Genomic DNA, 13696 nt, shown 5'->3' with positions numbered 1-13696 from the left:
GCCGGGTGTCAGCGCCGGTAGCGGCGCAGCATGCGCTCGATCGTCTCCAGGAAATCGCGGGTGCCGGCCGTGTCCGGGTGGCCGGCACCCAGCACCCGGGTCTGGTCCACGAGCAGCTCCCGCAGGAGCGGCAGCGCGCGGGGAAGGTCGCGGGCGGAGATCAGCCACTCGACGAGGTCCCTGCGCGCGGACAGGGCTCCCGGATGATCGGCGTCGAGGAACCGTTCGTAGTCGGCGATCAGTACGGTGAACTCCGCGACCGCGTGGGCGATGTGCCCGCTCTGGCCCAGCAGGGTGGCGATGTTGCGCCGGGTGGCCAGGGTCCGGGGGTCTGCGGCGCCGTACACCCGGACCTTGGCGGGCAGCAGCCGCCGGAGCTCGGCGAGGCCCGCTGCCGGATTCAGCTCGCCACGCCAACTGGCGAGGTTGCTGCGGGCGTTGAGCGTCTCGGCGGTGTTCACACCGAAGGCCTGCTCGCACAGGGGGACCAGCTCGGTCAGCGCGCTGATCGCAGCGGGGATGTCCCCGGCCTCCCCGCGCCACCGCGCGAGGTTCGCCCGGGAGACCAGGGTCTCGGGGTGGTCGGGTCCGTGGATCCGGGTGCGGCGCTCGACGACGTCCTCGAAGGCGCGCACGGCCGCCGCCGCATCGCCGGCCTCGCCGAGGTGGGTGGCGAGGTTGGCCACGTCGTTGAGGTGCTGGGGGTCGTCCTCACCACCGGCGCGGATGCGGTCGGCGATCACCCGTTGCCGTTCCTGCGCCGCGAGCGACGGATGCCCCGACGCGGCGAGCCAGGTCGCGTGGTGTGCGCGGGCGAGCAGGGTGTCCGGGTGGTCGGCGCCCAGATGGTCCGCGGCCGTGACGGCCAGCTCCTTGAAGTGGGCGGCCGCCGCGCGGACGTCCCCGTGGCGGCCGAGGCTCTCCCCCATGCCGTACAGCAGGGTGTGCCCGTCCGGGTCCCACAGCGCCGCGCCTCCGTGACCGGCCAGGGCGCGGGCGTTGAGCCGCAGCGACTCCTGCAGGCCGGCCTCGAACCGCTCGTTCGCCCGGGTCACGACGGCGTCGGCGACGGCCCGTACCCGGCCGCGCCAGGTCTCGGCCCCCGCCGGGTCCCGCCGCGCCGCCTCCCTGGTGGCGCGCTGGACGAGGGCGTGTACCTTCACCTCGCGCCACCGGTCGTCCTCGTCGTCGGTGAGCAGGTTCAGCCGGTGGAGCACCCGTAAGGCCTTGCCCACCTCCTGCGCCGGAACGGCCCGGCCGATGAGTTCCGCGAGGTGGTGGGCGGTGGTGTCCGCGGTGATCAGGTCGCGCGGGATCCCGGCCGGGTCGAGCAACGAGACCAGCAGCATCACCGCGGGCACCACCCCACCGGGCACGAGCCGGGAGGCCAGGTCCAGCGAGATCGCCCACGTGGTCTCCACGGGGTCCTGGTAGGGGTCGGGGAACTCGGCCGGCCGGGGGAACAGGTCCTCCAGGCGGGTGCGGTACTCGGCGAACTCCGCGCGGTAGGCCTCGACCGTCTTCCCCTCCTGGATCAGATAGGCGGCCGCGTGCGACAACGCCAGCGGCAGCCGCCCCAGGTCCTCGGCCAGCGCGGCCACCTGCTGCTCCGGTGTGGCGCCCGGGACGTCGCCGGACCACAGGCGGGGGTGACGGGCCAGTTTGTGCAGCAGGAACTCCTGCGCCTCCCGCGCGCTGTAGATGCCGACCTCGACGACCCGCCGCCCCTCGCGCCACAGGCCTTCGCCGCGGTAGCGGGTGGTCACGATCACCTGGCCGGCCTCGGTCGGTTCGGGCCACCACGGCTGCACCTCGGTCGGCAGCTGGACGTCGTCGAGCACGATCAGCCACGGCCGCGAGGTGACCGACAGCCACTCCATCAGCCGGGCGGCGGCCTGTTCCGGCTCGGTGGCATCGGCGCCCAGCAGCCGGGCCGCGGCCTGGGCGTAGCTGCTGACGACCTGGTACGGGTCGCGCGCGGACACCCAGATGATCAGCTCCAGGCTGTGGTCCTGCCAGACCTGACGTGCGTACTGGGCGGCGAGTTGGGTCTTGCCGACCCCGCCCAGCCCCGACAGCACCCGTTCCCGTACGGGGTCGCCGCGCCGGTGGGTGAGGACCACCGACTGGCCGGCCTCGACCGCCTCGGCCACGGGGGCGAGCTCGGGGCGCTCCACGAACGCGTCCGCGGCCGTGGGGGGCCTGCCGATGCGCACCAACCCGGCCTCCGGATCGACGCGGCGGCCCGAGGCGTCCTCGAACCGGTCCCTCCAGTAACCGGCCGACCCGCGCTCACCGGCCAGCTTCGGGTTGTCGCCCTGGCGGTGCAGGCAGGCCGCGATGTACCCCTCCACCGTGCGGGTCCGGGCCGCGGTCCTGGCTGCGAGCAGGTTGCTGATGCTCTGATCGGAGATCGGCTGCCCCGCCAGTTGCGAGCGACGGGCGAGCTCCGCCGGGGCCGGGTTCCCGGCCCGCGCCAGCAGATCCCGCAGCACCTCCGCGCCCCGCTCGCGCGCCGCCTGCCGCCCCGCCTCGTCCTCGCCGGCCATACGCATCCCCTCGTGCTGCTTCCGCAACGACGGTACGCGCCAACTTCCGCCAATTTCCTGGGCTTGGCCCAAGTCCCCCCGCCACGGGGTGTTCTGGGGTGCCCGGCACAGCGGCGCACCAGGCCGCACGAACCCAGGAGGTCCGCCATGTCCCGTACCCGTCACCACCGTTGCCCTCGCCGTCGCCGTCGCCGTGACGGCCGGCTCTCCGCCACCGTCGCCGGAGCCGCGCTGGCGGGCCTGGTCCGCGCGGCCGTGGACTGGCTGGTCGGGCTCGTGGAAGCCTGAACTCGTAGCCCTGCGAGCCCGCCGGCGCGAGGACACCCGCCACGCGAACCGGCCGGCGACGTCGACCCATGCGGCCGTCACCAGGGCGGTGGAACAACACCGGGTCCGCGCGGCGGGGCGGGGCCGGGCTGCGGCGGCTTCGCCCCCGCCGGCCCCGTTCGCCTACTTCTTGATCTCGTTGAGGCAGAGCACGAACTGCTTGCCCGACCGGCGCCGGGACCCGCTGGTCTGCTCGTGGTAGCCGATGTCCGCCTTGCCCTCGCACCGGGCGGAGTCCAGCGTGCCCGGTATCACCTCGACCACCTTGTACGTGGCCCCGGTGCTGCCGCACTTCACCACCTGCAGGTCAGGGCTGGCCATGGACCCGTTGTTCTTCATGCAGTCGCCGACCTTCGCCTGGTCGGCGTCGTCCCGGCTCAGGAAGTAGCCGACGGCGACGACGATCAGGGCGATGACGACACCGATGATCTTCAGGATCTTCAGGAAGCCGATGCCCCCGCTCCGGGACGGCGCCGGCGGAGGCGGGGCCGCCCACTGCTGCTGGGGCGGGTACATCTGCTGCGGCGCGGCGCCGTACGGGGGCTGGGCCTGCTGCTGCGGGTAACCCGGCTGGGGCGGGTACCCCTGCGGCGGCTGCTGGCCGTACGGGCCGGGCTGGCCGTACGGGGCGGCGGGGCCGGGCTGCGGCGGATAGGTCATACGGGAGTCCCCCATGAGGCATGCGTGAACGTCTCTTTGACGTGCGCACGCTATAGCAATCGATCACCATCCCCTGAATCCGGCCGGGCCGGGAGGCCCTCAGTCGTCGGCCGCTTCACCGACGGCATGGCCTGCTCGGCCCAGATGATCTTTCCGGTGGACGTGTACCGGGTGCCCCACTGCTGGGTCGTCTGCGCCACGATGAACAGGCCCCGGCCGCCCTCGTCGTCGTTGGCCGCGTGCCGCAGGTGCGGTGAGGTGTGGCCGCTGTCGGAGACCTCGCAGATCAGCGTCTGATCGCGGATCAGACGCAGTTGGACGGGGCCGTCCGCGGCGTAGCGGATGGCGTTGGTGACCAGTTCGCTCACCACGAGCTCCGTGGTGAACACCAGGTCGTCGAGCCCCCAGGCCCGGAGCTGGGCGGAGGCCGCGGCCCGTGCCCGGCCGACGGCCTGGGGGTCGGCCTCCAGCTCCCACACCGCCACCTGCTGCCGGCCGAGGATCCGGGTGCGGACCAGCAGCAGGGCGGCGTCGTCTTCGGCCGGGCGCGGCAGCAGCGCCCCGACGGCTTCGTCGCACAGGTCGTCCAGGGGCCGGCCCGACCGGCTCAGGACGGCGCTCAGCAGTTCGATCTGCTCATCGAGGTCGCGGTCGCGGCCCTGCACGAGGCCGTCGGTGAAGAGGGCGAGCAGGCTCCCCGGGGGAAGGGTCACCTCCGCGGACTCGAAGGGCAGGCCACCCAGCCCCAGCGGCGGTCCCGGCGGCAGTTCGGGGAAGGTCACCGTGCCGTCGTCCGGGTCCACGATCGCGGGCAGCAGATGCCCGGCCCGCGCCATCGTGCACGTTCCGGCCACCGGGTCGTACGCGGCGTAGAGGCAGGTCACGCCGAGGGCCTCGTCCTCCGGCAGCTCCTCGCCCTCGATGCGCGCCGCGGCCCGCTCGTCGGCGCCCTGGGTGACCAGGTCGTCGAGCCGGGCGAGGACCTCGTCGGGGGCGAGGTCCATCCGGGCCAGCACGCGCACGCTGGTCCGCAGACGGCCCATGGTGGCGGCGGCGCCCAGGCCGTGGCCGACCACGTCCCCGACGACGAGCCCCACCCGGGTGCCCGACAGGGCGATGACGTCGAACCAGTCGCCGCCCACCCCGGCCCGGCTGTCCGCGGGGAGGTAGCGGTACGCGAGCTCCACGGCGGACAGTTGGGGCAGCAGCCTGGGCAGCAGGCTGCGCTGCAGCAGGAGGGCGGCGGCGTGCTCGCGGGCGTAGCGGCGGGCGTTGTCGACGCACACCGCGAGCCGCGCCACGAGTTCGTCGGCGACGGCCAGTTCGCCCTCGTCGAAGGGGTTGGTGCGGTGCTCCCAGGTGAAGCAGACAATGCCCAGGTCGGTCCCTTCACTGCGGAGCGGTACGGTCAGCAGGTCCGGCTCGTGGACCCGGCGCCCGGGAGCGGGGGACGGGGCCGGGGGCCGGGCTTCGGCGAAGGGGCGGCCGGCGCCGGGGTGTTGGCCGGGACGCTCCCCGGGGGGCCATACCCGGACCATCCGCGTGTCGGGGACGGCGACGCTGCGCGGCCGGTCGGCGTGGAGCACCGTCTCCAGCAGGTCCACGGTGACCGCGTCGGCGAACGCCGGGGTCGTCACGGCGGCGAACTCCCGGGCCGTGCGGTGCATGTCGAGCGTGGTGCCCACGCTCCGGGCTGCCCGGACCAGCAGCTCAAGGCGCTGCTGGGCGAGGTAGCGCGCGGTGATGTCGACCGTCTCCTCGCACACGCCCAGCGGTGTTCCGGCCGGGTCCTCCAGCCGGTAGTACGAGCACGACCAGACGTGGTCGCGGCCGGGGGCGGAGGGCGGACGGCCCCGGTAGTGCAGTTCGATCACGGGCTCGCCGGTGGCGAGCACCCGGCTCATGACCTCCTCCAGCGTGCCGGGCATGCCGGGGGAGACGACCACCCCGTGCGTGACCATGTCGTCCGGGCCGACTCCCGCGTACTCGGCGGGCCCCATCTCCTTGTAGAGGGCTGCGTTCGTCCACACCACGCGCAGCCGGGTGTCGTAGATGGCCAGGCCGACCGGCGACTGGGTGGCCAGCCCGCGCAGCATCGACTGCAGGGCGTTCCACTGCCCGGTCTCGCCGGCGTCCGCCATGGCGAGCAGCCGGGCGGGCCGCGGCCCTGCGCCTGCGGGCTCCCCGGCGCCGGGTGAGAGGGCGAGGACCGCCACCGCGGCCGGCGCCCCGTGCCCGTCGCGGTGGCGCAGCCGCAGCACGCGCCGCAGGCCGGGCAGGAGTTCGGGCGCCGCGGCGTCGGTCACGAGCCCGGCGAATTCCCGGCCGAGCACCTCCGACGCCGGGTAGCCCAGCAGCAGCGAGGCCGCCGGGCTCCAGCCCACCACCCGGCCCTCGCCGTCGAGCACCGCCATGGCCGCCCGGGACACGTCGAGCGGGCCCTGCAGTTCATCGAAGCCGGGGATCTCGCTCATGAGGCCTCCCCCCACTGCGCAGGCCGGCGTGCGACCGGGGGCCGGGCGACGCCCGCCGGCGGTTGCCCGTACGACGCGCGGGCGCTTCGCGCCGCACTCCTGGAGCCGACGGCGCTCCGAGCCGCCCGCCACCGCTGGAGGCACGGCAGACGGAGGGCGCCGTGTCCGGGGACCGCTCGGGACCGGCGCCGGAGCGCGCGCGGCAGGAGCCCGGCCGGGGGCGGCGCCGCGCGCCCGCCTCGGCACGGGCACGGCGGACGGCCGGCTCGTACGGAACGCCTCCGCCGTGGTCCGGCGCCCGGGTCACGCCTCTCTCCCGGTCACACAGCCAGGATGCCCCTCCCCGCGCCGCTGCCGCATCCGGACGGCCTCCGGGCACCCCCGGACGGCAGCACCCCCGGTGCCCGGCCGGGCTCGCATCCGGGAGCGGTTCAGGCGGCCCGGACGGCCGGGCGGGCGAGAGGGGTCAGGGCCGCGTACTCCAGCGGGGCCGAGGGGTCGACGGACACGTCGAGCGGGGCCGGTTCTGCGCCGGAGCGGACCAGCAGGTCGCCGACGGCGGCGATCATCGCGCCGTTGTCGGTGCACAGGGTCAGGGGCGGGACGCGCAGTTCGATGCCGGCGGAGGCGCAGCGCCTCTCCGCCAGGGCGCGGACCCGCGAGTTGGCCGCCACGCCCCCGACCACGATCAGCGTCTTCACGTCGTACGCGCGGCACGCCGCGAGCGCCTTGCGGGTCAGCACGTCCGCCACGGCCTCCTGCAGCGCGGCCGCCCCGTCCGCCACGGGGAGCCGCTCCCCGCGCAGCCGGTGGCCTTCGGCCCAGCGGGCCGCCGCCGTCTTGAGGCCGGAGAAGGAGAAGGCGTACGGGTCATCGCCCGGGCGGGTGAGCGGGCGCGGGAAGACCACCGCCCGCGGGTCGCCCTCCCGCGCCGCCCTGTCGATGGCGGGTCCCCCCGGGTAGGGCAGGCCCAGGATCCGGGCCACCTTGTCGAAGCACTCCCCCGCCGCGTCGTCCAGGGTGTCGCCCAGGTGCAGGATCGGCTCGCGTACGAGGTCCCGTACGAGGAGCAGGGAGGTGTGGCCGCCGGAGACGATCAGCACCACACAGGGTGCGGGCAGCGGGCCGTGTTCGAGGGTGTCGGCGGCGACGTGCCCGGCCAGGTGGTGGACGCCGTACAGCGGCACGCCGGCCGCGTAGGCGAGGGACTTGGCGCCGGCCAGACCCACCTGGAGGGCGCCCGAGAGGCCGGGTCCGGTGGTGACGGCGACCGCGTCGATCCGGCTCGGCCGCAGCCCGGCCCGGTCCAGGGCCTGCCGGACCACCGGGCCGAAGGACTGGAGGTGCGCGCGGGCGGCGATCTCGGGCACGACCCCGCCGAAGCGCGCGTGCTCGTCCATGCTGCTCGCCACGACGTGCGCGAGCAGCTTGCCGTCCCGCACGATTCCCACCCCGGTCTCGTCGCACGAGGACTCGATCCCCAGCACCACCGGTCCGCCCACAGCGCGCCTCCTTCTACCTGTTAGCCGCAACTGCAATATATGTGCAATAAGCGCGGGCCCCGGACCGGGCCGTTCTCCGCGTCCGCCGCACGGCAGTGCCACCATCCCCTCAGCCAAGGCAGGCAACGACCTCATGACCGTCACCGCAAGCATCGACAGCAGCCGCCCCGTCGCCACGCTCATCAACGTCTTCACGGTCCCCGCCGAGCGGCAGCAGGAGCTCATCGACCTGCTCGCGCACGCGACCGAGACGACCATGAAGCACCGGCCCGGCTTCATCTGCGCCAACTTCCACGCCAGCCAGGACGGGGAGAGCGTCGTCAACTACGCGCAATGGGAGAGCGAGGACCACTACCGCGCCATGCTGGCCGATCCGGAGGCCCGGGTGCACATGGACCAGGCGGCCGTGATCGCCACCGACGTCCGGCCCCGTCTGTTCCGCGTGGCCTCCCACCACCCCAGGCCCTGAGGGGTCCCGCCGCCCGGGTCAGAACATGGTGTTGTCGTTCTCCGAGGTGGGCGGGATGGCCTGGAGGACGTCCCAGTGCTCGACGATCTTTCCGTCGCCGTCGAGGCGGAAGATGTCGATGCCTGCGTACTCCTCCTCGGGCCAGATCTGGTGGCAGTGCAGGACCACGTGGTCGCCCTCGGCGAAGACGCGCTTGAACTCGACGCGCTTGCCGGGGTGTTCGGCGGCCATGCGCTCGAAGTAGTCGATGAACGCCTGCTTGCCGTCGCCGACGTGCGGGTTGTGCTGGATGTAGGTCTCCCCGGCGTACGCCTCGATCGCCTCGGCCGGGCGGCAGCGGTTGAACATCAGGTCGTAGAAGGCCTTGACGGTGGCCTTGTTCTCCTCGGGATCGGTCATGGGCGCCACCGTAGGCTCACCCCCGGCCCCGGCGCGCCGCACCGCGCCGGTCACGGGCCGGCCGGGCGCGAGCCGGGAATCGCCCGCGAAGGGCTGAACGCACGGGCCCTCCTGCGTAGGCTCGCTCCGGCGCCCCAATGATCGAGGAGGACCCCATGAACCCCGCCGGGGAAGGGCTACGGCAGCTGGACGCGGTCAGCGTCCAGAACGCGAAGGCGACACTCGTCCACCTCCTGGGCCGGGCGGGGGTCCACCCGCACCACGCGGAGGAGCTGATCGGACTCGTCCAGGCCGGCACGCTCGCCGTCGCGCACACGGAGCTCCGCGCGAGCGGGGAAAACGCCCCGACGGAGAAGGGCGAGCCTTACACGTCCGGCTGGCTCGACGGCGCGCACGCCGTCACCGACGAACTCGCCGGCCTCGCCGAGCGGGCCCTGCGGGACGTGGTCGGCGCCGATCCGTCGGAGGGCTCCCCGGAGGCCCGACGTCCGGTGGGCAGGATGGAGCTGGAGCGGGCGAAGGTGGCCGTGGGGACCCTCTACCCCTCGTTCGCCGAGGTCTCCGACCTGGATCCGGAGGTATCCGAGCAGGTGCTCACCGCCGTCCTCGGCACGATGAGCACCCGGGAACGCACCGGGTACGCGGGCCGGCTGACGCGGTTCGCCTCGGCCCACCGGGCACGGCTGGAGCGGCTGTACGCGGAGTACGGGCCCGGCAGCGCCATCGCGATCCACGGCCGCTACTCCCTCCTGCACTCCCCCACCGGCATCGCCGTACTGGAACGCCTCGTCACGGAGCCGTCGGCGCTGCGCGAGGAGTGGGACGCCGCCGAGCTGCCGCCCGCCTGGCTTGAGGGTCTGACGACGGCCTGGGACTCGGCCGCCTGACACCGCGGGCCGCCTGCGACCGTACGCGCAGGTCGCCGGTGATCGTACGCGCGACCGCTTCGGGAGTGCTCGGGCTGGTGTGACCGGGCCCGTCAGCTGGGGGTCAGGAGCAGCGGCACCGGGTCGCCGTCAGTCCAGTCCGGCGGGATCGCGGCGAGCGCGTCGGCCACGGCGGCCCCCCGGAGGAACGCCGCGCCGTGCCCTTCGGTGATCCTCACTCCTGGCCCGGCCCAGGTGGCGGGCACCAGCCGGGTCACTCCGGGCGCGGGCCGCACCTGGCCGGTGACGGGTACCTGCGGAAGGGCACCGAGGGTGCGCCCGGACAGGCCGGCGATCAGCGGGCCGAGCAGTGTGTGGGCGGCGACCAGGGCGGCGTACGGGTTCCCGGGCAGCCCCACCACCCAGCGGCCCGGGTCGAGTTCCGCGAGCAGCATGGGGTGTCCGGGGCGGCAGGCGACCGTGTCGACGACCATGCGGGCGCCGGAGTCGTCCAGCAGACGGCGCAGCTGGTCCGTGGCGCCGACGGAGGTGGACCCCGTGACCACCACGACGTCGACGTCCCGCTGTGCCTGGACGGCCTCTGCCAGCAGCCCCGCCGGCCGGTCGGGAACGTGCCGGACCCCGCAGGTCTCGCCGCCCAGGGCAGCGACCAGGGCCGGCAGGAGCGGCCCGAGGGCGTCGCGGACCCGCCCCGGCCCCGGTCGGCCCGCGTGGTCCAGCTCGTCCCCCGTGATCAGCACGCCGACCCGGGGCCGCGGCCGTACCTCCAGCGTGTCGTGGCCGCAGGAAGCGGCGAGCCCGACCAGCGCCGGGCCGATGCTGGTGCCCGCCGGCGCGAGACACCCACCGGCCGGCGAGTCCTCGCCCGTCCGCCGGATGTGCCGACCGGGCGGCAGCGCCGGGCCCGAAACCCGGTCACCGCCACCAGCCGTCGCCGATTCCAGCGGCAGCACGGCGCACGCCCCGGCCGGGACCGGGGCTCCGGTGGAGATCTCCACGCATTCCCCCGGGCCCAGCACACCCGTCCAGGCCGCACCCGCCCGGACGGCCCCGCGGACGCGCCAGGGACCGGGGCCCGCCACCGCGTAGCCGTCCATGGCGGCCGTGTCGAACGACGGGATCGGCTGCAGGGCGCGCAACTCCCGCGCCAGCGTGAGCCCCGCGGCGTCGGCCAGGGCCACCGCGACGGGGGCCGCCGGCCCCGGCGCACGGTGCGCCAGCATCCGGGCGCGTGCCCAGGACACCGTGGGGTGCCGTACCGGCGCGTCCGGTGTGCATGCGGGGGCGGGTGCAGGGGCGGACGGGGCGGTGACGGTCGCGGGAGGCATGGCCCGACCTTCGCCCCGCGGCGTTTCCGGGCGTCACCAGGAGGGTTGCCGGGGTGCTCCGATCCGCTCACCGTCCGCGGACCGCGGAGGTGAGGCCCTTCGCGGAGGGCCGCCCCCGTCAGCGGCCGCGGCGGGCGTTGAGCCGGGCGGCCTGGCGTGTCAGGTGGTCGCGCTCGGCGAGGTTGGGTGCCTTGTGGGCCGCCTCCGCGTAGAGCCGCGCCGCCGTCTCCAGGTCGCCGGCGCGCTCGTGGAGGTACGCGGCCGCCGCGGCGTGACGGGGCAGGCGGTCGTCCAGCGCGGCGAGCGCCGCCAGCCCGGCGCCCGGTCCGTCGGCCTCGCCGACGGCCACCGCGCGGTTGAGCCGGACGACCGGGCTGTCGGTCAGGCGCACGAGCTCGTCGTACCACTCGACGATCTGCACCCAGTCGGTCTCCTCGGCGGTGCGCGCGTCGGCGTGGAGCGCCGCGATGGCGGCCTGGACCTGGAACTCCCCCAGCCGGTCACGGGCGAGGGCCGCCTGGAGGATCGCGACGCCCTCGGTGATCGCCGCGGTGTCCCACCGGTCGCGGTCCTGTTCGGCGAGCGGCACCAGGCTGCCGTCGGACGCGGTGCGGGTGGCGCGCCGGGCGTGGTGGAGCAGCATGAGGGCGAGCAGCCCCGCCACCTCGGGGTGGTCGATCGAGGCGGCGAGCCGCCGGGTGAGCCGGATGGCCTCGGCGGCGAGGTCGACGTCGCCGGAGTAGCCCTCGTTGAAGACCAGGTAGAGGACGCGCAGCACGGTGGCGACGTCGCCGGGCTGGTCGAAGCGCACGGCGGAGACGGTGCGCTTGGCCCGGCTGATCCGCTGGGCCATGGTCGCCTCGGGCACCAGGTAGGCCCGGGCGATCTGGCGGGTGGTCAGCCCGCCGACCGCGCGCAGGGTGAGGGCGACCGCGGACGACGGCGTCAGTGACGGGTGGGCGCACAGGAAGTAGAGCTGGAGCGTGTCGTCCACGGCGGGCGCGGGGCCGGGCTCCGGCTCCTCCTCGACGCGGTCCTCACGCCGGCGGCGGGCGGCGTCCGCCCGGGTCGCGTCGAGGAACTTGCGCCAGGCCACGGTGACCAGCCAGCCCTTCGCATCCCGCGGAGGGTCGGCCGGCCAGACGCGGACCGCCTCGACCAGCGCGTCCTGTACGGCGTCCTCGGCCGCCGCGAAATCGGCTCCGCGGCGGACGAGGATCCCGAGCACGCTCGGTGTGAGGCTGCGGAGCAGCGCCTCATCCATGGACGAGGCACTCCGGAACGGTGGGCGGTGCGGACAGGAACGGACGCACCTCCAGCCACTCGTGGATCGGCTTCCCGCCCGCGCCGGGGGCAGCGGACAGTTCCCCGGCCAGCTCGACGGCGCGCTCGTAGCTGTCGACGTCGATGACCATCCAGCCGGCGATGAGGTCCTTCGTCTCGGCGAACGGGCCGTCGGTGACCGGCGGGCGCCCCTCGCCGTCGTACCGGACCCACGCGCCTTCGGGGGCGAGCGCCTGACCGTCGACGAACTCGCCGGTCTTCTCCAGCCGGGCCGCGAAGTCGTTCATGTACTGGATGTGCGCCGAGATCTCCTCCGGCGTCCACTGGTCCATGGGCACGTCGTTGACCGGGGCCGGGGCGCCGCGGTAGTGCTTGAGCAGCAGGTACTTGGCCATGGTGTCTCTCCTCGGGCTGGTGCGAGCCATTGTGGCCGCTTTCACCACGGGGACGGAGCAGGCCGCGGATTCTCGACATCGCCGTCCGGCCAGTTTCCGTGTCCGATCGCGGTGTGCGGCGCGCAGGTGCCTGGTCGTTCCCAGGGTCGGCGCCGTGCGACACGTCCGTCCCACGGATGGGGACGGCCGATCTCGGCGGGGTCGAGGGCCTGGTCATCCTGGCCGGCCGGAGCCCGGTTCCGCGCGGGGCCCGGGCGCAGCCGTGTACCCCGTCTGGGTCGGCGCGCCGTTCGAGCTGCGCCTTTCCGCCGCCCGGCTGACCGGGACGGAGCGCCGGAGGGTCCGGGAAATGGTTTGCCGACCCGGTGGCTGTGTGTCACCGTTCGGCCTGGACCGGCAGTTGATCATCGGCGGCCGGTCGACGTCGACATGTCGGCGGCCTCTTGGGGATCCACCGGAGAGGTGACGAAACGAGGGGAACCGGGGCCGTGGGGAACAGTTACGAGGACGAGTGCCGCCGGTCGTTGGCCGAGGAGCAGGCGAAGAGCCTTGCCGGGACCAACGACTGGGAACATGTGGACAGGGAGCGGGTCCACCAGGACTGGGACGTCCTGTACCGGGAGATCACGGCTTTCCTGGACGGCGGCTCCCTGCCCGGAGACCAGCAGATCCAGGAGCTCGTGCGCAGGCACTTCGACATCGTCAGCCGGTTCTACACCCCCTCCAGGGAGGCTTACGTCGGCATGTCGCTCTTCTACGCCGAGGACGAGGCCATGAGGGCGTTCCACGATTCCTACCACCCCGGGATGGTGGAGTTCCTGGGCGCCGCGATCAGGGTGTTCGCCGAGCACGGGAGCGGGTTCGCCCCCAGCGCAGGGGCCGAGGCTTCGGCGTAGTCGGGCGACACGGTCGGGACATGCATGGGCGGGTGCGTCCGGACCGGGCGGCCGCCGGCCCGGTCGCATGCGCGGCGTGTCCGGATCCGTCGCCCCGGGGCCGCCTCGCCGTAGTCCGGTCTCGGCTTCCGGCTTGATGTGGCTCCAGCCGAATGTTCGACTCCGACAGTGCGGCGCCGGCCCCGGCGGGCCGCGGAGCCGGCCGCGGGCGGCTGCGCCGGGCACGGCGCACGGTCCGCACGTCGGCTTGACCGATGGACCTGCGGCGTCGTAGCTTCGGCCGCACCGGTTCGTGAGTTCATGAAAGGAGGCGAAGTCGGATGTCGATCATCTCCGACGTGCGTCGCCTCGCTCACGAGACCGCCTGGGCTCCGGGCCGTGTAGCACACGGCTGCTGAACAGCCCCCTTTCCCGGTGTGCCCGTTTGCGGCCCCGGCATCTTCCGATCTCTTTCACCGGCTGCGGCACGTCTCTTTGCGTGCCGGATCACGTGCCGGGTTCTCGCGCTGCGCCACCCGAAACAGAA

The 13696-nt window shown here is 74.3% G+C and carries 12 protein-coding genes; 4 read left to right on the top strand and 8 right to left on the bottom strand.

The genetic code is table 11. The features are described from left to right. Positions 1–8: 8 nt before the first annotated feature. Entirely contained in the window at positions 9–2549 is a 2541-nt protein-coding gene (locus ABZ128_RS04360; protein WP_356845960.1) for a tetratricopeptide repeat protein, read from the bottom strand. A gap of 147 nt (positions 2550–2696) precedes the next feature. Here ABZ128_RS04360 and ABZ128_RS04355 point away from each other — a divergent pair, with 147 nt between their 5' ends. Further along, the gene (locus tag ABZ128_RS04355) at positions 2697–2837 is read left to right on the top strand and encodes a hypothetical protein (protein WP_356845959.1); all 141 of its coding nucleotides are present in this window, start codon (positions 2697–2699) and stop codon (positions 2835–2837) included. Between the two features lie 162 nt (positions 2838–2999). Here the strand turns inward: ABZ128_RS04355 and ABZ128_RS04350 are convergent, their stop codons facing one another. From ABZ128_RS04350 to tsaD, 3 genes are all read right to left on the bottom strand, one after another. Further along, positions 3000–3551: a hypothetical protein gene (locus ABZ128_RS04350; protein ID WP_356845958.1), complete on the bottom strand. Its 552-nt coding sequence runs from the start codon at positions 3549–3551 to the stop codon at positions 3000–3002. Positions 3552–3586: 35 nt separating this feature from the next. Continuing rightward, complete coding sequence (locus ABZ128_RS04345; protein ID WP_356845957.1) at positions 3587–6010, bottom strand: SpoIIE family protein phosphatase; 2424 nt, start codon at positions 6008–6010, stop codon at positions 3587–3589. Positions 6011–6441: 431 nt separating this feature from the next. After that, entirely contained in the window at positions 6442–7512 is a 1071-nt protein-coding gene (gene tsaD, locus ABZ128_RS04340; RefSeq protein ID WP_356845956.1) for a tRNA (adenosine(37)-N6)-threonylcarbamoyltransferase complex transferase subunit TsaD, read from the bottom strand. Positions 7513–7645: 133 nt separating this feature from the next. On the opposite strand from tsaD, the gene ABZ128_RS04335 reads away from it, so the two are divergent. Then, positions 7646–7981 (top strand): antibiotic biosynthesis monooxygenase family protein, encoded by a 336-nt coding sequence (locus ABZ128_RS04335; protein WP_356845955.1) that lies wholly within the window; start codon positions 7646–7648, stop codon positions 7979–7981. 18 nt (positions 7982–7999) lie between these two features. Here the strand turns inward: ABZ128_RS04335 and ABZ128_RS04330 are convergent, their stop codons facing one another. After that, positions 8000–8380 carry a nuclear transport factor 2 family protein gene (locus ABZ128_RS04330; RefSeq protein WP_356845954.1) on the bottom strand — a complete coding sequence of 127 codons (381 nt, stop codon included), beginning with the start codon at positions 8378–8380 and terminating at the stop codon, positions 8000–8002. Between the two features lie 155 nt (positions 8381–8535). On the opposite strand from ABZ128_RS04330, the gene ABZ128_RS04325 reads away from it, so the two are divergent. After that, the gene (locus ABZ128_RS04325) at positions 8536–9267 is read left to right on the top strand and encodes a hypothetical protein (protein WP_356845953.1); all 732 of its coding nucleotides are present in this window, start codon (positions 8536–8538) and stop codon (positions 9265–9267) included. Between the two features lie 92 nt (positions 9268–9359). On the opposite strand, the gene ABZ128_RS04320 is transcribed toward ABZ128_RS04325, so the two are convergent. The 3 genes from ABZ128_RS04320 to ABZ128_RS04310 form a co-directional block, all read right to left on the bottom strand. After that, positions 9360–10595 (bottom strand): molybdopterin molybdotransferase MoeA, encoded by a 1236-nt coding sequence (locus ABZ128_RS04320; RefSeq protein WP_356845952.1) that lies wholly within the window; start codon positions 10593–10595, stop codon positions 9360–9362. Positions 10596–10713: 118 nt separating this feature from the next. After that, a complete protein-coding gene (locus tag ABZ128_RS04315) occupies positions 10714–11859 on the bottom strand; it encodes a DUF6596 domain-containing protein (RefSeq protein WP_356845951.1) in 1146 nt (381 codons plus the stop codon). Beyond that, complete coding sequence (locus tag ABZ128_RS04310; protein WP_356845950.1) at positions 11852–12274, bottom strand: YciI family protein; 423 nt, start codon at positions 12272–12274, stop codon at positions 11852–11854. Before ABZ128_RS04310 ends, ABZ128_RS04315 begins: the two co-directional genes overlap by 8 nt. Before the next feature lie 488 nt (positions 12275–12762). Between ABZ128_RS04310 and ABZ128_RS04305 the strand changes: the two genes are divergently transcribed. Next, entirely contained in the window at positions 12763–13170 is a 408-nt protein-coding gene (locus ABZ128_RS04305) for a TipAS antibiotic-recognition domain-containing protein (RefSeq protein ID WP_356845949.1), read from the top strand. Positions 13171–13696 lie beyond the last annotated feature (526 nt).

This window comes from Streptomyces sp. NPDC006326 (genome assembly GCF_040612915.1).
In the GTDB taxonomy this organism is placed as follows: domain Bacteria; phylum Actinomycetota; class Actinomycetes; order Streptomycetales; family Streptomycetaceae; genus Streptomyces.
Note: the sequence above shows the minus strand (reverse complement) of the source record. Positions and strands in the feature narration are given on the sequence as shown.

Coding starts and splice junctions, on each gene's coding strand:
- ABZ128_RS04315 (WP_356845951.1), bottom strand. CDS start 11,859: ATGGATGAGGCGCTGCTCCGCAGCCTCACACCGAGCGTGCTCGGGATC.
- ABZ128_RS04330 (WP_356845954.1), bottom strand. CDS start 8,380: ATGACCGATCCCGAGGAGAACAAGGCCACCGTCAAGGCCTTCTACGAC.
- ABZ128_RS04355 (WP_356845959.1), top strand. CDS start 2,697: ATGTCCCGTACCCGTCACCACCGTTGCCCTCGCCGTCGCCGTCGCCGT.
- ABZ128_RS04310 (WP_356845950.1), bottom strand. CDS start 12,274: ATGGCCAAGTACCTGCTGCTCAAGCACTACCGCGGCGCCCCGGCCCCG.
- ABZ128_RS04360 (WP_356845960.1), bottom strand. CDS start 2,549: ATGGCCGGCGAGGACGAGGCGGGGCGGCAGGCGGCGCGCGAGCGGGGC.
- ABZ128_RS04335 (WP_356845955.1), top strand. CDS start 7,646: ATGACCGTCACCGCAAGCATCGACAGCAGCCGCCCCGTCGCCACGCTC.
- ABZ128_RS04350 (WP_356845958.1), bottom strand. CDS start 3,551: ATGGGGGACTCCCGTATGACCTATCCGCCGCAGCCCGGCCCCGCCGCC.
- ABZ128_RS04345 (WP_356845957.1), bottom strand. CDS start 6,010: ATGAGCGAGATCCCCGGCTTCGATGAACTGCAGGGCCCGCTCGACGTG.
- ABZ128_RS04320 (WP_356845952.1), bottom strand. CDS start 10,595: ATGCCTCCCGCGACCGTCACCGCCCCGTCCGCCCCTGCACCCGCCCCC.
- ABZ128_RS04325 (WP_356845953.1), top strand. CDS start 8,536: ATGAACCCCGCCGGGGAAGGGCTACGGCAGCTGGACGCGGTCAGCGTC.